At 57.8% G+C, this 19,275-nt stretch carries 20 protein-coding genes and 2 pseudogenes; 4 read left to right on the forward strand and 18 right to left on the reverse strand.

The features are described from left to right. Both HMPREF9162_RS05510 and HMPREF9162_RS05515 read left to right on the forward strand, forming a co-directional pair. A complete protein-coding gene (locus tag HMPREF9162_RS05510; protein WP_026761956.1) occupies positions 1–645 on the forward strand; it encodes an amino acid ABC transporter permease in 645 nt (214 codons plus the stop codon). Further along, the gene (locus HMPREF9162_RS05515) at positions 626–1,411 is read left to right on the forward strand and encodes an amino acid ABC transporter ATP-binding protein (RefSeq protein WP_009350504.1); all 786 of its coding nucleotides are present in this window, start codon (positions 626–628) and stop codon (positions 1,409–1,411) included. The genes HMPREF9162_RS05510 and HMPREF9162_RS05515 overlap by 20 nt, the downstream gene beginning before the upstream one ends. A 91-nt stretch (positions 1,412–1,502) precedes the next feature. Here the strand turns inward: HMPREF9162_RS05515 and HMPREF9162_RS05520 are convergent, their stop codons facing one another. Continuing rightward, the gene (locus HMPREF9162_RS05520; protein ID WP_009438873.1) at positions 1,503–2,843 is read right to left on the reverse strand and encodes an MATE family efflux transporter; all 1,341 of its coding nucleotides are present in this window, start codon (positions 2,841–2,843) and stop codon (positions 1,503–1,505) included. Next, the gene (locus HMPREF9162_RS05525; RefSeq protein WP_037350296.1) at positions 2,840–3,595 is read right to left on the reverse strand and encodes a YdcF family protein; all 756 of its coding nucleotides are present in this window, start codon (positions 3,593–3,595) and stop codon (positions 2,840–2,842) included. Before HMPREF9162_RS05525 ends, HMPREF9162_RS05520 begins: the two co-directional genes overlap by 4 nt. 121 nt (positions 3,596–3,716) lie before the next feature. Between HMPREF9162_RS05525 and HMPREF9162_RS05530 the strand changes: the two genes are divergently transcribed. Next, complete coding sequence (locus tag HMPREF9162_RS05530; protein ID WP_009438907.1) at positions 3,717–4,061, forward strand: cupin domain-containing protein; 345 nt, start codon at positions 3,717–3,719, stop codon at positions 4,059–4,061. A 144-nt stretch (positions 4,062–4,205) separates the two neighbouring features. On the opposite strand, the gene HMPREF9162_RS05535 is transcribed toward HMPREF9162_RS05530, so the two are convergent. The 13 genes and pseudogenes from HMPREF9162_RS05535 to HMPREF9162_RS05595 all read right to left on the reverse strand — a co-directional run bounded on the left by HMPREF9162_RS05535 (position 4,206) and on the right by HMPREF9162_RS05595 (position 16,851). Next, positions 4,206–4,817, reverse strand: coding sequence for a hypothetical protein (locus HMPREF9162_RS05535; protein WP_009438683.1), 612 nt, complete (start codon positions 4,815–4,817; stop codon positions 4,206–4,208). Positions 4,818–4,883: 66 nt separating this feature from the next. Further along, positions 4,884–6,101, reverse strand: coding sequence for an ABC transporter permease (locus tag HMPREF9162_RS05540; protein ID WP_009438760.1), 1,218 nt, complete (start codon positions 6,099–6,101; stop codon positions 4,884–4,886). After that, positions 6,091–6,813, reverse strand: a complete 723-nt coding sequence (locus tag HMPREF9162_RS05545; protein ID WP_009438714.1) for an ABC transporter ATP-binding protein — start codon at positions 6,811–6,813, stop codon at positions 6,091–6,093. The genes HMPREF9162_RS05540 and HMPREF9162_RS05545 overlap by 11 nt, the downstream gene beginning before the upstream one ends. Positions 6,814–6,827: 14 nt before the next feature. Then, positions 6,828–7,940, reverse strand: a complete 1,113-nt coding sequence (locus HMPREF9162_RS05550) for an efflux RND transporter periplasmic adaptor subunit (RefSeq protein WP_009438792.1) — start codon at positions 7,938–7,940, stop codon at positions 6,828–6,830. After that, on the reverse strand, positions 7,937–9,343 hold the full coding sequence (locus HMPREF9162_RS05555; protein WP_009438929.1) for a TolC family protein: 1,407 nt from the start codon (positions 9,341–9,343) through the stop codon (positions 7,937–7,939). Before HMPREF9162_RS05555 ends, HMPREF9162_RS05550 begins: the two co-directional genes overlap by 4 nt. A gap of 91 nt (positions 9,344–9,434) precedes the next feature. Further along, positions 9,435–10,580: a S41 family peptidase gene (locus tag HMPREF9162_RS05560; protein WP_009438682.1), complete on the reverse strand. Its 1,146-nt coding sequence runs from the start codon at positions 10,578–10,580 to the stop codon at positions 9,435–9,437. A gap of 16 nt (positions 10,581–10,596) precedes the next feature. Beyond that, positions 10,597–11,710, reverse strand: a pseudogene (locus tag HMPREF9162_RS05565) (murein hydrolase activator EnvC). Between the two features lie 4 nt (positions 11,711–11,714). Beyond that, positions 11,715–12,602 carry a permease-like cell division protein FtsX gene (gene ftsX, locus HMPREF9162_RS05570; protein WP_009350493.1) on the reverse strand — a complete coding sequence of 296 codons (888 nt, stop codon included), beginning with the start codon at positions 12,600–12,602 and terminating at the stop codon, positions 11,715–11,717. Beyond that, a complete protein-coding gene (gene ftsE / locus HMPREF9162_RS05575) occupies positions 12,592–13,278 on the reverse strand; it encodes a cell division ATP-binding protein FtsE (protein WP_009350492.1) in 687 nt (228 codons plus the stop codon). The genes ftsX and ftsE overlap by 11 nt, the downstream gene beginning before the upstream one ends. A gap of 228 nt (positions 13,279–13,506) precedes the next feature. Further along, a complete protein-coding gene (locus tag HMPREF9162_RS05580; RefSeq protein ID WP_009438665.1) occupies positions 13,507–14,232 on the reverse strand; it encodes a tRNA1(Val) (adenine(37)-N6)-methyltransferase in 726 nt (241 codons plus the stop codon). A gap of 10 nt (positions 14,233–14,242) precedes the next feature. Then, positions 14,243–15,307, reverse strand: a complete 1,065-nt coding sequence (ricT, locus tag HMPREF9162_RS05585) for a stage 0 sporulation family protein (protein ID WP_009438763.1) — start codon at positions 15,305–15,307, stop codon at positions 14,243–14,245. Positions 15,308–15,339: 32 nt separating this feature from the next. Continuing rightward, a pseudogene (holB, locus tag HMPREF9162_RS05590) lies at positions 15,340–16,396 on the reverse strand (DNA polymerase III subunit delta'). Then, on the reverse strand, positions 16,396–16,851 hold the full coding sequence (locus HMPREF9162_RS05595) for a YaaR family protein (protein WP_026761970.1): 456 nt from the start codon (positions 16,849–16,851) through the stop codon (positions 16,396–16,398). The pseudogene holB and the gene HMPREF9162_RS05595 overlap by 1 nt, the downstream one beginning before the upstream one ends. A gap of 182 nt (positions 16,852–17,033) precedes the next feature. Here HMPREF9162_RS05595 and HMPREF9162_RS05600 point away from each other — a divergent pair, with 182 nt between their 5' ends. Then, positions 17,034–17,870, forward strand: a complete 837-nt coding sequence (locus HMPREF9162_RS05600; protein WP_009438752.1) for a flagellar brake protein — start codon at positions 17,034–17,036, stop codon at positions 17,868–17,870. Here HMPREF9162_RS05600 and HMPREF9162_RS05605 read toward each other — a convergent pair. Genes HMPREF9162_RS05605 through HMPREF9162_RS12725 form a run of 3 tightly spaced genes read right to left on the reverse strand, consistent with a single transcriptional unit; the run spans position 17,867 to position 19,231 of the window. After that, a complete protein-coding gene (locus HMPREF9162_RS05605) occupies positions 17,867–18,352 on the reverse strand; it encodes a YbjN domain-containing protein (RefSeq protein ID WP_009350485.1) in 486 nt (161 codons plus the stop codon). The two genes, HMPREF9162_RS05600 and HMPREF9162_RS05605, sit on opposite strands and share 4 nt — an antisense overlap. A gap of 31 nt (positions 18,353–18,383) precedes the next feature. After that, positions 18,384–18,911, reverse strand: a complete 528-nt coding sequence (locus tag HMPREF9162_RS05610; RefSeq protein WP_009350484.1) for a YbjN domain-containing protein — start codon at positions 18,909–18,911, stop codon at positions 18,384–18,386. A 56-nt stretch (positions 18,912–18,967) separates the two neighbouring features. Beyond that, positions 18,968–19,231 (reverse strand): hypothetical protein, encoded by a 264-nt coding sequence (locus HMPREF9162_RS12725; RefSeq protein ID WP_009438836.1) that lies wholly within the window; start codon positions 19,229–19,231, stop codon positions 18,968–18,970. Positions 19,232–19,275 lie beyond the last annotated feature (44 nt).

Raw genomic sequence — 19,275 nt, forward strand, 5'->3', positions numbered from 1 at the left:
ATGGATAAAATACTGGATACCGCCTTCCTCATGCTCGAGGGATCGACGGTCACGCTCGAGATTTTCTGCGTTACGCTCGCGCTTTCGCTGCCGCTCGGTTTCTTCGTTGCCCTGGGGCGTCTTTCGCGCAGCCGGATTCTCGGCCGACTGATCGACTTCTACATCTGGGTCATGCGCGGCACGCCGCTGATGCTCCAGCTGCTCTTCGTCTATTTTGCCCTGCCGATGATCGGCATCAAGCTGTCGGATCTCTCCGCCGCATTTCTGGCCTTTGTGCTGAACTACGCGGCATACTTCGCGGAGATCTTCCGCGCGGGCATTCAGGCTGTGCCGCGCGGACAGTACGAAGCCGCGCGCGTGCTCGGCATGAGCTATCCGCTCGCCCTGCGCCGGATCATTCTGCCGCAGGTGCTGCGCATTACGCTGCCGCCGGTCAGCAACGAGACGATCAATCTCGTCAAGGACACGTCGCTGGTCTACATCCTTGCCATGAACGACCTGCTGCGCGTTGCGCGCACGATCGTTCAGCGCGAGTTCGACATGACGCCGCTCGTCATTGCGGGGGCATTCTACCTTGCGATGACCGCCGCGCTCACCTGGGGATTCAAAAAATTGGAGGCGCACTATGGAAGATATGACCGCTGATACGGAAACGATGCTCACGATGCGCGGCATCCGAAAGACATTCGGCGGAACGGAGGTGCTGCGCGGCATTGATCTCTCGCTCGTGCGCGGCGAAGTCCTCGCGATCATCGGCCCCTCGGGGTCCGGGAAATCCACCCTGCTCCGCTGCATCAACAAGCTCGAGACCGTCGACAGCGGCGATATCGTCATCCGCGGGCGCATCCTCTGCGAGACGAAAGAGGGCGCGGCGCAGGCGGTCTACGCAGAGCCGCAGGAAGCGCGCCGTATTCTCTCTTCAACGGGTATGGTGTTCCAGCAGTTCAATCTCTTTCCGCATATGACCGTCATCGAAAATCTCATCGAAGCCCCATGCCACGTCAAGGGTATGGCAAAGAGCGAGATCCTTCCCTATGCGCGCGAACTCCTCCAAAAAGTCGGTCTCTCTGACCGTGAGGACGCCTACCCGAGCCAGCTCTCGGGCGGACAGCAGCAGCGTGTCGCCATCGCGCGCGCGCTCGCGATGCAGCCGGACATCATGCTCTTTGACGAGCCGACCTCCGCGCTCGATCCGGAGCTGACGGGCGAGGTGCTCCGCACCATGCGCGCACTTGCCGCCGAACGCATGACGATGATCGTCGTCACGCACGAGATGGCATTTGCACGCGAAGCCGCAACGAACGTCATCTTCATGGAGCATGGCCGCATCATCGAAGAGGGCACGCCGGACGCCTTTTTCTCCGCCCCGAGAGAAGAGCGGACGAAAGAGTTTCTGCGAAATATGCTGTAACCCCCGGGATTTGGACAATATACAAAAATACAACAAGGACGGATACGAAGATGCATTTCTTCCGTGTCCGTCCTTGTTCGTGAGACTAAATTTATACAGCCGTCTGCAGTGTCTTCTGCGTCCAATAATACGCAATCACAACCGGTACCCCTGCGCCGATCCATGCGAGAGGATTTGCAAAGCACGCGCCGAGGAAGCCGAACTGTGCGCAGAGAAAAATCGCAGCGCCTGCGCGCATGAGGAGTTCCATTGCCCCGGCAACGGTCGGCATCACACTCTGCCCGAGCCCCTGCAGAACGTTGCGGTAAACGAGAAGGAGCGCTAGTATCAGGTAGCAAGAACCGTTGACGATGAGGAACATATGCCCGTAGGCGATGACATCCGACGCTGCCGCATCCCCTTCGATGAAGAGGGCAAGGATATGTGTGCCGAACGCAATCAGCAATGCACCAATGAGTACGGCAAAGCCCATTGATAGTTTCAGACAAGCGCGCACGCCTGCACGGATGCGGTCATACTTCTGCGCGCCGTAGTTTTGTGCGGTGTACGCCGCCATCGCATAGCCAAACGACAGCATCGGCATGACGGCAACGGCATCAATCTTCTGTGACGCTGCATACGCGGCAACGGCAACTGCGCCGAGATTGTTCAGCGCAATTTGGAGAATCACCGCACCGATTGCAATGACCGTGCCCTGAAATCCCATCGGTAGTCCTACACGCAGATGCTCCCACAGGAGCGCGCGGTCAAGGCAAAAGTCTGACCGCCGCACGTGGAGCACAGGGATGCGCCGCCGAATATAGGCGAAAAAAATCAGTGCGCCAAGCCCCTGTGAAATGACAGTCGCGAGTGCCGCGCCGGGAATCCCCCACCCCAACACGAGAATCGCGATCGGCTCAAGGACGATATTGAGGAACAGCGCGATACCGAGCATCACGGTCGGGATTTTACTGTCCCCAAGTGCACGCACGAGACAGTTTTGCAGATAGAGGAAAAGGGAGATGATAAGCCCCGCAAAGATGACAGTGATGAAATCCTGAGCCCCATCAATGATCTCCACAGGCGTCTCCATGAGCACAAGCATCGGACGCGTAAGCGGCAAAACAATCGCCGTAAGGAGAAGTGTTACCACCATGCCAAGGATAATACATGCCGCCGTACTGCGCCGGACACCGTCCATATCCTCCGCACCGAAGCGCTGTCCCGTGCAGATGGTAATGCCGACGCAAAAGCCCATGATGAATCCGAGCGCGAGGAACATGAGGCTGCCTGTGCATCCCACCGCAGCGAGCGCGGAAACGCCGAGGAATCGCCCAACAATGAGCGTGTCGACAAACGAATAGAGCTGCTGCATCATGTTCCCCGCAACCAGCGGCAATGAAAAGAAAAAGATCAGCCGCATCGGATCGCCGCTCGTCAAATTCTTCGTCATTCCAAATACCTCGTGACAAAAGTACGCAGTTCTTCCCGCAGGAACGTGATGTTGGTCTGGAACGGTGAGACACTCGGCACAAATTTCAGCGGATTGAGGTGCGGATGCGCAGGTACCCAAAAATCTGACGGATATGGCGTTACCTCGATGCCCAATTTTTCAAAGTTCAGTACGGCGCGCGGCAGATGAAACGCCGAGGTCACGAGAATCGGGTGCATAAAGCCTTCTCTGTGCAGGATCTCAGCCGAATACCGCGCGTTCTGTCCCGTCGTCAGGCTCTCGGACTCCGTGTATATTTGCTCCTCCGGCACACCGAGCGAGATGAGCACGCGCCGTGCGATCTCCGCCTCCGTACCTGTGTCCTTGAATACTTGACCGCCCGAGAGAAGAATCGGCAATCCATAAAGCCGATGCAGACGCACGGCGGTGAGCAGACGCGACGCAGGACTCGGCGCAAGCATCCCCTCCCCATCCACATCCTGCACGCCGCCGATCGCCCCGCCGCCAAGCATGATGATGACGTCGCCCTGCGGGTGCTCCGGCACCGGATACGTCCGCTCGAGACTCCCCATGAAGAGATCGGCGACCGCCCCCGTCGTGAGGAGATAAAATACGGCGGCAATCGCGGCGAGAATCCCCGCGGCTGCTTTCACCTGCCGCCGCCATAGATACACGGCAATCGCGGTGAGCGCAAGGATGAAGATGCCCGGCGGCAGAATCCACGCCGCACCAAATTTCAAAACGTAAATCATAAAAGGAAAACGCACCTCCATCGCGAATATTTAGAAGATATAGGGAGCGTATATTCTTTTTGTAAATATGCCTCTTCCATTTTATCAAACTCTGTGGAAAAAGAAAAGGAGAGACCTGCACATGGCGATTACACAGCATGAACACATCGATGCCGAGAACCGTTTTGGCGGGAGCGGCACCATCCATATCGAAAAGATCCTCTCCCCTGCCGAGCTGGACGGCAAATGTGCAATGTATGCGCGCGTCACCATCCCGCCGCATGCATCAATGGGCGTCCACCGGCATGAGGGTAATACGGAAACGTACCACATCCTCTCAGGACGTGCCCGCTATAACGACAACGGAAAGGAAATCGAGATCGGCCCGGGGACGACGACGTTCTGTGGCGACGGCGAGGTACACGCTATCGAGAACATATCGGATACTGAGGATCTCGTTTTTATGGCGCTGATCATCAATAAGTAAATATTTGTACACAAACGAAGAAGCCGCACCCGATAAAGATGCGGCTCTTTTATTTGTAATTGAACGTAATGACGCTGCCCTCGCAGCGGCGCCGTGCTGCTGTTCCCTATAACAACGAACGGCGATGTACTGCATCTCTGTTTTTCAATACGGAATCGTATCGTCATCCATGGAGTGATGCTCTATCTTCGTAAAATAGTTCACCGACAGATCGACCGGCCCGTCCAGCAAGGCGCGCATGAACGCCGTGTAGGAAATCCCTTCAGATTGTACCGCAAAGAGATAGTCGCCAACTGCCCAATGTGCGGCGTAGTTGGTCGTCATCCCGTTCTCATCTTTGACCTCCGCAATCGACACGGGAACACCGCGCATGGTCACCTTCTTCCACGTTGCGCCATAGATGCCGCTGATATCGTCATTCTGCATCAGATTGGCGGGCGCCGTGCGCACGAGCAGCTTTGCGTTGTCGTTCCGGATGCGTGCATAACGGATATCGATGAGGTCGCCCGCAATGACGTAGATATGCTCCGCCTGATAGCCCGTGAGTTCCGACAGTGACAGGGGATAATAGCCCGCCGCCTGCGCCGCCTCTGCAACGGACTGATATTCAACCATCGGATTGGGCATACCGTCCATCTCCTGCGCAGACGTATAGGAGCGCGCCTGTGCTGCAGGGACGTTCAGGGGAACGGCGACGAGCACTGCCGCTGCCACGAGCATCCCGGAAAGAATCTTGAAAGAACGTTTTTTTCGCATAAGATATTCTCCTCTCTTGCATGTCCGCACGGGACACATCACAAAACGAAAACTATATCCTCCCGCTTACTCGTAGCGCAGAGCATCGATGGGATCGAGCCGCGCCGCCTTGCGTGCAGGGTAGATGCCGAAAAAGAGCCCGATGCCGACGGCAAAGCTAAACGAAACGACGATCGGCAACACTGCTAAGGTCGTCTCAAATCCGCCGAATTTACCGATGATCTCTGAAAGTGATACGCCCATGGCGATACCGATCATGCCGCCCACGATGCCGATGACCATGGACTCGATCATGAACTGCATAAGGACATTCGACGAGGTCGCCCCTAGCGCCTTGCGGATGCCGATCTCGCGTGTGCGCTCGGTAACAGAAACCATCATGATGTTCATGATGCCGATGCCGCCGACGAGCAGAGAGATCCCCGCAATCGAGCCGAGCAGCAGCGTGATCATATTTGTGCTCTCTGTAAAGGACTCCATAAGGCTCGTCATATTGCGCACAGTGAAGTCGTCCTCCGTACCGGTACGTATATGATGCCGCGACCGCAGCAAGGTCTCGATCTCGCTCTGTACCTGATCCATGCGCGCCGGGTCGGACACCTGAATATTGATCGACTGCACATGGGTGATCGCAAGCATGCGCTCCTGCGCTGTGGTCAGCGGAATATAGATCACATCGTCCTGATCCTGCCCCATGGACGACTGTCCCTTCGAAGCGATGAGGCCAATGACCTTAAACGGCTGATTATTGATGCGGATATTTTGACCGACCGGATTCTCCGCGCCGAACAGATTCGCGGCGACGGTCGCGCCGATCACGGCGACGCGGCTGCGTTTGCTGAGATCGCTCGCCGTGATGAAAGAGCCGTTTTCCACCTTGAGCGAGCGAATTTGCATCAGCTCCGGCGTGACTCCCATCACCTCCGTATTCCAGTTGAGGTTGCCGTTGACGACTTGATAGGAGGTGTTTACCGTCGGCGAAACATAGTCAATGCCCTTGATTTTGGCTGCAATCGCCTTAGCGTCGTCGTATTTGAGGGATTTGCGCGAGCCTGCTGCACCGCGGATGCCGCCCTTATTGGTGGAGCCCGGCATAACGATGAGCATATTCGTACCGAGACTGGCAAAGGAGTTCGTCACGCTCGTTCGGACGCCCATGCCGATAGAGACCATCGCAATGACCGCGCCGACACCGATGATGATACCGAGCATCGTGAGGAGGGAGCGGAGCTTGTTCGCAAGGAGCGCATTCAGCGCCATGGCAAAGCATTCCTTAAACAACATCCATCACGACCCCCTTTCCCTCATCGCGCGTGATTTTCCCATCGCGGACAAGGAGCTGGCGGCTCGCGCGCACGGCGATTTCCGGCTCGTGCGTGACGAGGATAATCGTATGCCCCTTCTCATGCATTGTTTCGAAAATGTCCATGATCTCCTTCGTGGACTTGGTATCAAGGTTGCCCGTCGGCTCGTCCGCCATGATAATATGCGGTTCGTTGACGAGGGCGCGCGCAATCGCGACGCGCTGCCGCTGCCCGCCTGAGAGTTCATTCGGCAGATGCCCGCCGCGGTCGGCGAGACCGACGGAAGTGAGTACTTCCTGCGCGCGGGCAAGCCGTTCCTTTTTCCCGACCCCCGCATAGACGAGCGGAAGCGCAACATTCTCGAGCGCCGTAATGCGCGGCAACAAGTTGAAGTTTTGGAAAACAAAGCCGATCTTTTTGTTGCGCGTAACGGCGAGCGCATCGTCGTCGAGCCCCGCGACCTCATCGCCGTCGAGCCGGTAAGATCCTTCAGTCGGACGGTCAAGACAGCCGAGAATATTCATGAGCGTAGATTTCCCTGAGCCGGAGGGTCCCATCAGCGCGGCAAACTCACCGCGCTGAATATCGAGGTCGATGCCGTCGAGCGCCGCGAGCTCCTCCCCGCCGATACGGTAGACCTTACGGATACCGCGCAGACGAATGGCCGCGGGGTGTGTTTCTTTGGTCTGCATGATCTCCCTCCGCATCAGAATGGCGGCGGCCCGCCGTCCTGCTTCGCGCTGGTTGTCGCCTTAGCCGTGTAGGTATTAACGACGCGTTCCCCTTCGTCCAATCCCGAAAGGATCTCGACGTACTCGTCACTGTAGATGCCCGTCTCGACGTAGCGCTGCTCCTGCGTCCCGTCATCCTTCATCACCATGACATAAGAACCGTTTGAATCCGTCTTGAGTGCGGCGAGCGGAACGACGAGCGCGTCCGCTTTGTCCGCCGTATTGATCACGACACGTGCGGTCATCGCCGGCAAAAGCATGCTGTCCGGATCGTCCACGTCGAGCGTGACATAGTAATAGATAACGCTCGCGCTCGATGACGAGGAGCTCGATGAACTCGAGGAGCTTGTATCCCAGCTGTTCGAAACGTCGGTCTGGGAGATCTTCGAGACACGTGCCGTAAATTTTTGATCCGTAAACGCATCGACCGTAAACGTCGCATCCTGCCCGACACGGATATTGCCGATATCGGTTTCATCAACCTTTGCCTTGATTTGCTTGCGCGAAAGATCGGCAATACGCATGATGACGGTAGGATTATCCGAGCCCTGCACCGCCATAGTCCCCGCCGTCTTGGGCTCGCCGACCACAACGCCCGAGATCGGTGCGGTGATGATCGTTTCATTCGCATCGGAGACCGCTTCTTCGAGCGTCGACTGCGCCGTCTCGTAGTTGTACTGCGCGTCTTCAAGATCCTGCTGGGATTTTGCCCCGATGCCCGCGAGATAGTTCATACGATTGTACTTTGCACGCGTATTCGTCACACGATACTGCGCCTGATCCCGCTTCGCCTCGTAGTCCTTACCGTCAAGCGTCGCGACGGTCTGTCCTGCCGTCACCGTATCGTTCTCCTTCACGAGCACCGAGCTGATGCGCGCGGTGATCTTGGAGCTGACCTCAACGGAATCGACGGGCTGTATCGTCCCCGTCGCCTCGACGGTCGACTTGATATCCATACGCTGTACGGCAACGGTCTCAACGGCCTGCGCGGATTTTTCCGCTTCGCCCGCCGAATAGTAGTAATAGCCGCCGAAAGCGACGACCGCCGCGATCAGCACACCGATACCGATGATTTTCTTCCGTTTCATTTGCCGGGCACCTCATTCTTCGCAACCGTCATCTGTACCGCCGCGCTCGTCGCGAGGTTTGCGGCGTCCGCACTGTCGCGCTCGGCCTGTGTGACCTCGGGCAGCCCGTCGGCCGCGGCGCGTTCCGCCGCGGTGAGCGGTTCGCCCATCAGATTCTCCACCTGCGCCCGATAGCGCGCATAGTCATAGCGTGCGTTTATATCGTTCTGCTTGGCCTTCGACAGCGCAAGCTGCGCGTCCAGCACGTCGAGGAGGATCCCCTCCCCCGCACGGTAACGCTGACTCGCGATGAAATAATCTTCCTCCGCCTGCTTCACCGCGTCCCCCGTCGCCGTAAAGCGCTTCTCCGCCTCACGCAGGTTCAGATAGGCCTTCCGCAGATCCAGATCGATCGTCTCCTCGGTCCTGCGGACATTCAGCAGCGCCGTGTCGCGCTCGGCCTCCGCCGCGTCGATCTGCGCGCGCGTCACGCCGCTGTCAAAGATGTTCCAGTTCACCCCGACGGACGCGGAGACGTCGCGATTCGTATCGCTGCGCGGGCGGAATTGACTGGTGATGCCGCTGCCGACCGTGAGATTGACGGTCGGCTTCTTCCCGGCCTTCGCGATGTCTACGGCGAGTTCCCGCTGGGCAAGCGTGTCCTTCTGCACCTGCAGGTCCCGCCGGTTGCCGTAGGCGTAGGCAATACAGTCCTGCACCGCCTTGTCAAAAGGAACGTAGGCGACGTCCGTCGTGAGATGCAGTTCCTCGCCGCGGTCCATATTGAGGAGATTGCGCAGCGTCGCAAGATTTACCTCGTAGGCATTCTCCGCGCTGATGAGCTCCTGCCGCGCGTTCGAGAGCTCGACGGAGGAGCGCAGCACATCGATGCGCGCCTGCGCCCCCGCCTCGTAGAGCGCCGTGACGTTCCCGAGATGCGCGTCGTAGTTGCCGACCGCTTCGCGCTGCACTTCCGTCTTCTTCAGCGCCTCGACCGCATTGTAATACGCGGCGATCACCTCGTATTTCAGATCTTCCCGTGCACGCTCCGTCGTGAGTCGTGCAGCTGCGGCGCCGATCTCTCCGGATTGAATACTCGCCTGATTCGCGCCGCCGGTGTAAAGAGGGAGACTTGCCGAGAGATTCAGACCGTTTGAGGACTGTTGTGTTTCGCCGTTCGTCTTGCTCCAGCGCACACTGTCACTCGCCGATACGGAAACACCGTTCCTGCCGCGCGCCTGTTTCAAGGCGGCATCCGCCGTATGCTCTCCCTGTCGCGTAATGCGCAGTCCCGTATTCGCGGCGAGTGCCATATCGACGGCATCCGCCAGCGAAAGATCGCGTGCCTGTGCCCCCGACTGTACCGCAAACAAGCAGGCGGTAAGTAAAGGCAGACAAAGGATGCGTCGCTTTTGACCGTACATAAATAACCTCCTCGGTCAATCAACGTAAAATAATTGCGCCCATGCTACCGCAGGGGCGCTAACCTTTTCTTTGAGTGGAGTTATGTTTTCATTAGAGGGCAGGATGTTCAATAAGCCACTGTTTTGCGGCATCGAACTGTACGTCAGACGTATCCTGTGGACTGCGCTCCACCACAATGTCCGGCGTGATGCCGATGCCGTCGATGAATCGTCCGCTCGGAGTTGCATATTTCGCAATCGTAAGTTTCAGTCCGTCTTCATGCATCAAAGGCAATACCGTCTGCACAGAACCTTTGCCATAAGACTGTGTTCCCACAATGGTTGCCGCTCCCGCATCTTGGAGGGCACCCGCAAGGATTTCGGATGCGCTCGCACTGTTCTCATCAATGAGAACGACGATCGGATATTTCCGCTCAGTCAGATGCGATCGGTAGACCTCCTCGTTTCCGTCGCGATCCACGACGGAGACGATCGTCCCTGCCGGCACGATCTGTTCAGCGACGGCGACGCAGCTCGTAATCAGTCCGCCCGGGTTCTCGCGCAGATCGAGGATGAGCGATGTCATGCCCAGCCCCGCGAGACGATTCATCTCGGAGGCAAACTCATTCCCCGTATGCTCAGCGAAGGAGGCAATGCGGATGTAGCCGATACTTGTCCCATCCACCATCGTTCCGCGTACGGACGGCACTTGTATGGTCGCGCGCGTGAGTGTATAGTCCTGCTCCACACCGTCGCGCAGGATGCGCAAAACGACCGTCGTCCCGACTTCGCCGCGGATGTTCATAGCGACCTCTTCGCTCTGCATCTCACTTGTCGGCGTGCCGTTCACTGCGAGGATTTCATCACCCGTCCGCAGGCCTGCCGCTTCGCCGGGCGTCCCCTCAAGTACGGATATGATCCTGACATGTTTATCCTTAAACCCCATCGTCACGCCAATGCCGCCGAACGATCCCTCCGTCTGCTCGCGCAGCGCTCTAAACATACCGGGCGGAAGGTAGACCGAGTGCGGATCATCAAGGGAAGCGACCATGCCGTTAATGGCACCGTCGATGAGATGCGTCGTATCGGGTGCATTCACGGAACGCGCCCGTATGAACTCCATGACGCCGAAAAGGCGCAGAACATCGTCACTGTAAAGTCCCGCTGCACGCAGGAGACCGCCTGCCGCCAGGATGGTCAGCAGGCTGCCAACGAGTGCCGATAGGACGGCAAATCCGACTAATTTCTTTCTGCTCATATACTCTTTCGCTCAATCAAAGATATTCTAAGGGGTTGACCGGCTCACCGCTGACACGCACCTCAAAGTGGCAGTGCGGTCCCGTCGAGTTTCCGGTCGATCCGCACTCGGCGATCAGCTCGCCCTGCGCGACACTCTGCCCCGTACTCACTTCGAGCGACTGGCAATGCCCGTACAGCGTCGAGATGCCGCCGCCGTGATTGATGATGACTGCGTAGCCGTAGCCGGAGATCCACCCCGCGTATTCGACCGTCCCCGCCTGCGCCGCATAGATCGGATCGCCATAGTCGCCGCCGATGTCGATGCCGCTGTGGAACCGCTGTGCCCCTGTGATGGGATGCGTACGCCAACCAAACGGTGAAGTGATGGGACCCGCGAGCGGCCATATCATCGCGCCCGTTCCCTGCACGGGAAGATTGCGCAGACCGCTGCGCTGGAGCATCCGCGTGATGCGCTCGGATGCCGCACGCGCCTCGTCCTGCTTGCGGTCGATGGTCTCCTTATCGTATTTCATTTGGTCGATGAGCGCCTGCTGCGCTGCGACCTTATCTTCCATTGCAAGGCGCGCCTCGCGTGCCTTTTTCTCGAGCGGCTCCTGCGCCGCCTTGTCCTTTTCGAGCGCTTCCTTAAGCGCAACCATCGCATCGCGCTGCTCGAGTACTTCGTGGACGAGGTCGTAGTCCTGCTTGATGACGCGCTTGAGGAGATCCATGCGCGTCAAGAGATCGGCAAAGTCCTTTGCGCCAAAGAGCACATCCACATAGGAGATCTGCCCGTTGATGTAGATATCGCGCACGCGCTTTCCGAGCGCCGTACTCTTGCGCTCGTACTCGATCTCCGCCGCCGCGAGCTTTTCCTCGTTCTCCTCGAGCCGTGCCAGCGTCTCGTTCAGCTCTGCTCCTGCGTGCCTTGTGCTCCGCGATCGCCTCGTCCGCTGCCTCGTCGAGGAGGCGTTTTTGCTCCGAGAGCGAGTCGAGTTTGCCCGCGAGCACCTCGCTCTGTTTCCCAAGATCTTCGACCTGGGCGTCGTAGCTGTCACGCTGTTCTTCAAGCGTCTCTGCCGCAGCCGTACCGGATGCGAAAGCGAGGACGAGAACGGCGGCGCAGAGCCTTTTTTTCATATCGTTCATGCCGTCACACCTTCAGGAAGCGTTTCAGCGAGACCCACGCGCCCGCCGCGCCGATCGCCATACCGAGCAGCACGATAACGATGCTTACATATGTCATGAACGGCGACTGCGGAATGAGCGGGAAGAACGCAAGCGTATCATATACCTTATTCGTCACGCCCGCGTAGAAACTGCGCAGAACAAATGCGGAGATGATGCCGCCGATGCACCCGAGCACGATCCCCTCAAGAACAAACGGCCAGCGGATGAACTCGTCCGTCGCGCCCACGTATTTCATGATAGCGATCTCGCGCCTCCGTGCAAAAACCGTCAAGCGAATCGTATTCGCGATGATGAACACCGTCGCACCGCCGAGCAGCAGGATGAGCATGACGCCGAAGAGCCGTACGAGCCGTGTGATGTCAAAGAGGTGCTCCACAACATCCTGTCCATACTTTGCCGACTCCACACCGTCCATCCGCTCGATCTGCTTTGCCGCTGTCTCCACCATGTCGGGCTGACGCACCGTCACCTCGTAGGCGTTCGGCAAAGGGTTCTTGTCGCCGAGGGCATCCAGCAGATATTTTTGCTCGCCGAGACGCTCGGAGAGACGCTCCCGTGCCTCCTCGCGGCCGATATATTTCACGCTCTCGATGCCCTGCAGCGCCTTGATTTGATCGCCAAGTGCGACTTCCTCGCCCTCGGTCAGATCATCCGTCATATAGACGCTGATTTGCACCTGTGACTCGAGCAGAGACGCCGCACGGTTCATATTGAGGGCAAGAATGAGAAACACTCCGAGAATGAAGAGCGAAACCGCAACTGTGCCGACCGCCGCGAATGTCATCCAGTTGTTGCGGCGCAGCGAGCGGAACACCTCCTGCACATAGTATTCGGCTGTTCTAATCTTCATAGCCGTACCCCCCGTGCATCTCGTCACGCACGATATGACCGCCTTCAATGGCGATCACGCGCCGCTGCATCGTATCGACAATGCCCTTGTCATGTGTCGCCATGACGATCGTCGTCCCCGCCGCATTGATGCGTTTGAAAATATCCATGATGTCCCAGCTTGTCTCGGGATCAAGATTGCCCGTCGGCTCGTCCGCAATGAGGATCGCAGGATCGTTGACGATCGCGCGCGCAATCGCGACACGCTGCTGCTCGCCGCCCGAGAGCTGCGAGGGGAAATTCTTATATTTATCGCGCAAACCGACCACGTCCAATACCGCGTTCACACGCCGCTGCACCATCTGACGCGGCGCCTCAATGACGCGCATCGCGAACGCCACATTCTCATAGACTGTCTTATCCGACAGCAGACGGTAGTCTTGGAAGATGACACCGAGCCCTCGCCGGAGGTACGGCACATCCTTCATATCCATCCGGACAACATCGTGCCCGTTGACAAAGAGCTCGCCTTCCGTCGGCAGCTCTTCGCGGAACAGCATTTTGATGAATGTCGACTTGCCCGCACCGCTGACACCGACAACGAAGATAAATTCGCCCTTGCCAATTTCGATATTGATATGATCGAGCGCAACGACGCCGTTATCATATGTCTTTGAGACATTTTTCATTCGAATCATGAATACAGCTTACTCCTATCTCAATCGGAAATCTTCAGATGAGACGCCGATTCCTTAAAAACGTCTCTCATTATAGCACAAATGGGCGGAGGATAAAACCTCAAACGCCATATTCGACAGCAAAAGAAAAGAGGGGACGAATCCCCACAAAAACATTGCGCACAAGTTACGCCGGCATGATGCGCCATCCCCTGCAAATTATGCACATCGCCCAACAGCACGCGTTTTTCAAACGCTGCCGCCGTAAATATGCCGTATCTCATCCGTATATCGGCCGTCCGCAGTGCGGACGATGAGCGGCGGCAGATGCCGTATTCCCGTAAGAGACGCCCCCTTCACCGCCTCGAGCAGGACGAGATTCGGCGCTTTATCCGGGCGCGGCTGAACGAGCCGCATCCGCTTGACGGCAAAGCATTCCCTATGCAGCGCACATATAATCTCGCCGAGCCGCTCAGGAATATGCACCATCGCGAGCCGCCCGCCAAACCGCAGCGCATATGCCGACGCCCGTACTGTATCCGCAAGTGTCGCCGTGATCTCATGCCGCGCTGCCGCACGCCCCGCGCATGTACTCACAGCACCGCAGCCCACAGGATAGTACGGCGGATTCGCGAAGACCAGATCAAACGATTCGAACACAAAAAGTGCGGGTGGATCGCGATAGTCCCCCTCCCGCACCGTGATTTTCCCCGATACACCATTGAGCGCTGCATTCCGTACAGCGAGCGCCGCCTGCGCCGAATTCAGCTCAACGGCGAGAATCTCCCGCACCTCATCCACGATAAGCAGCGGAATGACGCCCGCCCCCGTCCCGAGATCGAGGACACGCTCACGCCCCGTAAGGCGCGGGAAATGCGCGAGGAGCACCGCATCCATCGAAAAACAAAATTCATCCGTTCGCTGAATGATGCGCCGCCCACCGCAGGCAAGATCGTCGAGGCGTTCCCCCGGCACTAATACTGGGTCATTCACCGCCGTTTTCCTGCACCCGCGGTGCATGGTTCTCGCGCTCCTTCCGCCGCGGCGGACGTTTCCCGTTGGAACGCGCACGCCGCACATCGCCCTGTGCAGAACGTTCTCCCCGCTCCGCGCGCTCACTGCGCTCGCCCCGACTGCGCGGTGCAGTTCCGCGTTCCCGCGTCTCTCTCTGTTCGCGCGGCGCACACCCCGCATGTCCCTGCCGATGCGGACAGCCGCACTGCGGAACATCTGCAGGTCCGATATCATCCCACGGTGCAACAACCGTTTTCCCATCATCCATGAGAATCGTCGCCGTACGTCGCTGCTCATTCAGCGCGACCACGCGCCCCTCGCCGTCGTCCGCAGCCACACGATCGTTCTGTGCGGGAACGTATTCCACCTTCTTCTTTTCCTTCATACAGCCGCCGCATCCATAGCCCTCGCTCTCGTATTTCAGACAGCACATGAGACGCCCACAGATGCCCGAAATCTTCGCCGGATTGAGCGACAGGTTCTGCTCCTTTGCCATGCGGATCGAGACCGGAACGAAATCCCCCAGGAAGGTCGAGCAGCAGAGCGGACGCCCGCAGCAGCCCATCCCGCCCATCATCTTCGCCTCATCGCGCACGCCGATCTGGCGCAGTTCAATGCGTGTGCGGAACACACCCGCCAGCTCGCGCACGAGCTGGCGAAAATCCACACGCCCATCCGCCGTAAAGTAAAAGAGCATCTTCGACAGATCAAAGGTCAGCTCGACATCCACAAGCTTCATCTTGAGGTCGAGTTCGCGAATTTTCTCCTCGCAGACCGTACGTGCCTCACGCTCTTTCGCATGATTCTCCTCGACGCGCTCGAGATCAGATGCGTCCGCCAGCCGGTGCACTGTACGCAGATTCGGCGGCACCGCTGCATCCGGCATCGTGCGCGGGGCGCTCACCACACGCCCGCACTCCATTCCGCGCGATGTCTCGACGACTACGTGATCCCCCTCCGCAAGGGTAAGTTCACCCTGTCCAAAAGAATATATCTTGCCCGCCGACTTAAAGCGGACACCTACAATCGTTTGCAAAACTTCCTCCTCGATGATCTATATGAAACAATTCATATGAATTGATTTCTTGCCCGCAGTAAAAAAGCCTCCGCCTGTAAGGACGGATTCACGTTCGCCCCGAGCCGCCTGCTGAAAACGCTCTCCGCGTGCAGGAGCGCAAAGAGACGCGGCCGCGTCATCTGCGGCAGGAGAGCTGCGAGCCGGTCGCGCCGATCCGCATGAAAGATCGGTGCTGCCCCATCCTCCGTGAGTACGAGCAGATCGCGCAGCCCCATGCGGAAAAAGTCCAGCCGCGCCGCACGCTCCTCTCCTGAGAGTGCGCCAAACGCTTCCGCATGTTTCCAAATATCCTCTGCGCAGAGCGTTGGCAGTGCCGTGAGCAGCGCGAGCGCATCATCGCGCCCTCCGAGTCCTGCAGCGGCAAGGTCATAGGCACGTCCAAGACTGCCGTCCGCGAGTGCGGCGATCACTGCGGCATCGGTGCCCATGCCGCGCTCTGCCAGCGCCGCCTCAATGTCCGCCGCGGGGAGCGTGCCAAACGCAACGCGCACCGCACGCGAGCGGATCGTCGGCAGGAGCGCATCATAGGCACTGGTCACAAGGATGAACAGGATCTCTCCGAGCGGTTCCTCGAGAGTCTTGAGCAGACGGTTCGCCGCCTGATCGTTCATACACTCCGCCCCGTCGAATGAGGATGACGCGCCGCGCCGCCAACACCGGCGCGGCGGATGCCTCCACGAGAATATCCCGTACCGCATCCGTGCGGATCATCGCCGCACTCTTGCCGCGCACTTCCGGCACGGTCTCGAAATAATCGGGATGCACCCCTGCCGCCATTGTCCGACAAGCTTCGCAGTGACCACAGGGGGCATCACCGCCCGCTGCGCAGAGCAGTGTCCGCGCGAGCACGCGCGCCGTGCGCTGCTTACCGACCCCCGCCGCCCCAGAAAAGACCAGCGCGTGGGGCAGCCTCCCCCCGGATACGAGCCGGCGCAGACGGCGGATAATCTCCGTATGCCCGCGCACATCCTCCCAGCCATGCGGGAAGATTTCCCGTGCGGGCGGTTCTTCCGCAGGCGTCTCTTTCCTGCGCGATTTTGCCGCCATCACATATAGAGATCCACGAGCATTCCGCGGATCGCATCGTGACTCGCAATGATATCGAGCTGATTCGCCTGTCCCAGGCGAATTTTTTCCGTCAGTTCCTCCAGCTTCTTATCGATTTTACGCACCGACGTATAGACTTTTTGGCGCCCCAGACGATCCCACCCCGCCTGTGTCCGCAGCTCGTACATTGAGCCGACCGCCTCACCGATAAAACTCTGAATAAGCGCGCGATAAGAGCGCAGCTCGTCGAACGTCGGGGTCTTCGACAGACGCGCCCCCTGTTCATCGATCTGCTCGAGCAGACGATCCATCGCCTCACGCGACATCGACTGCTCCTGATCCGCCAGCTCCATGCTAAAATCCGTATCCGCGCCGCGCACGCCCATCTCCGTATCCGAACGTGTCATCGTGAGCGCCGCATTGCGGGACATGCCGCTGTCTATCTTCATCGCCATCGCGTTCACCCGATCCCTTTTTCCTGAAAATTTGAGGTGATGATATATTTCACCAATTTTTATTATATCCTGAACGCCTCACAAAGTCAAAGCGCTAAATTGACTTTACGGATATACTTTGCTATTCTTAATACTACAGTAAAAACGGATACTGCGTCATGCAGATGGAAAGGACTGAATCTATGGCAATCGAGGGCGAAAAGCTCGCCGCACTTCTAAAACACGGCACGTCCATTCATATTGTGGACGCCGATCTCGGCATCGACTACTATGGCACTCTCGAGCTGAGCGAGGAGGAACAGGCGGCGGGACATCCGGCAGGCGCACTCACCGTCCGGCTCGACATCACACCGGAGAAATTTGCCAACGCCCCCACCCCCGGATACGTATTCGCATGCCACCTCACGGGTGCGGGCTGCGTCTATCACTTCGCCGTCCGCTACCGCTCTTCATCCCCGCTGCCGGATACGATTTGGTATCTCGATATCCCTGAGAGCGCCGAGCGCATTCAACTTCGTGATTTCGTCCGCGTCCCCATTCCGATGGAGATCGCGGTCAAACTCCCCGGCGACCACGCCAGCCTCAAGAACTATCGCGAAGCCGATCTCATCGACATCAGCGGCGGCGGGCTCTGCTTCGTCAATGACGAGCCCGTCATGGAGGGCGAAATGCTCGCCGTCCGTGTCCCGGATCTCCCGCACATCGGCACACTCGAGACAGAGGCGCGCATCCGCCGCGCTACCCCGATCGACACCACGCTCGGCATGACGTATCACATAGGTGTGTCGTTTGACGGCGTGCTCTCAAACAGAGAACAGGAACGCCTCGTGCAGAGCATCTACCAGCTCCAACAGAGCTACCTCAAAAAGGGACTCAAAGTCCCTCAAATTGACCATACAAAAAAAGTTGAATACGTTATAAAACAGGACGTCCGCACGATTGAATTCGTGCGGACGTCCTGTTTTACTATTTGTTTTTATGATTCACGCGGCAACGCGAAAATCCCGCGTCACGCCTAAGCCCAGCGAAGTTTCATGAGTGCAGGATAAACCTCCTCCAACACCTGTAACCCAACGCCTACCATTGCCATGAAGTTCTCGGCTTGGAATACACCCGTATGGAGATCGAGCGGCAGGTCGATATCGACGACGACATCCTGCTCGTCGTCGACAGCAAATTTGACATAGCGGTACGCACTGTTCCATTCGTTGAGTTTCTCGATAAATGCGGTGCGGTCGGAGTTCTCCTCAAGGCGAACGAGACCAAAGTATTTAATCTTGATGAAGTCGTTCGTGTCACCGTTTTCGGTAACAACGATCGCGATGCTCACGACGCTGCCGTTATCGAGCTGCTGACGCATACGGATGATGTGATCTTCACCGTCTTCCGAAACGTCCTCGCCGTATTTCATCTCCTGTTTGTCGAGTTCCGCTTTGATCGCCTCGAACGCGCTGTTTTTCAGCCCGTCCTCGGTGCCGCTGAATCCGTCAAAAAGATCCATCTTTTGTTTCCTCCGTTCAACTTCCGCAGCTTTATTCCTGGGTGCGGGGACGGTGCCCTCGCACACAAAGTTCCATCAAATCATCAAAAATATTTTCCACAATGTGCATACCGAGTGCCATCATGGACATGACGTTTTCGGGACGAAATTGTCCCTTATGAAGATCGAGCGGCAGATCGATATCGGCAACGACGTCTTCGTCACGGTCAAGACAGAATTTCACATAGCGATAGCCCGCATTCCACTCGTTGATCTTATTGAGAAGTTCCGCACGGTCGCTCTCATCTGCCAAATAGCCTATGTCGTAGATTTTGATTTTGATAAAGCCGTCGGCATCTGCGTGTTCGCGAATAGCAATCACGACGGTCACCGGCTCGTCGTTTTCAAGCTCGTTGCGCATGTAGAAGTAGGTTTCTGTCTGCCCCTCTTCAGATGCCTCGCTCTCCTCGTAATTCCATTCGTGTCTGTCGAGTTCCGCCTTGATGGCATTATGAATGCTCATCAGCTGCGATTCCTCGCCCCCACGAAATCCGTCAAAGAGTCCCATTTTCCCCTCCATATCTGTCCCGCCAGTCTGCGGAACTGATGAAGTTATGTTCTATATGCAGCGGTGAGTTAGGGCAGTACCTGCCCGATATGCGTGAGCGTATCGAGCGCCGCTGTCCCGCGTGCGTTCAAAAAGTTCAGATCGGAGACGACAACACGCCTGATATAGCGCTTTGTACCGTCTTCGTAATAGCTGCTGATGTCGTGGATGACCAGAGGTTCGCCCGCACGATCCATGCCAAGGTAGAGCATGACATGCCCCGGGCGAAAGAGCAGCGTCCCCGGCGGCATCTCCCCCAGGCGCGCCCGGCGCTGCTCCGCGCCCCCCGTCATAGCGATCTGCCGTCGGTACGCTGTGCCGCCACGGCATAGCGTAC

This window comes from Selenomonas sp. oral taxon 137 str. F0430 (assembly GCF_000183625.1).
Taxonomy (GTDB): domain Bacteria; phylum Bacillota; class Negativicutes; order Selenomonadales; family Selenomonadaceae; genus Centipeda; species Centipeda artemidis.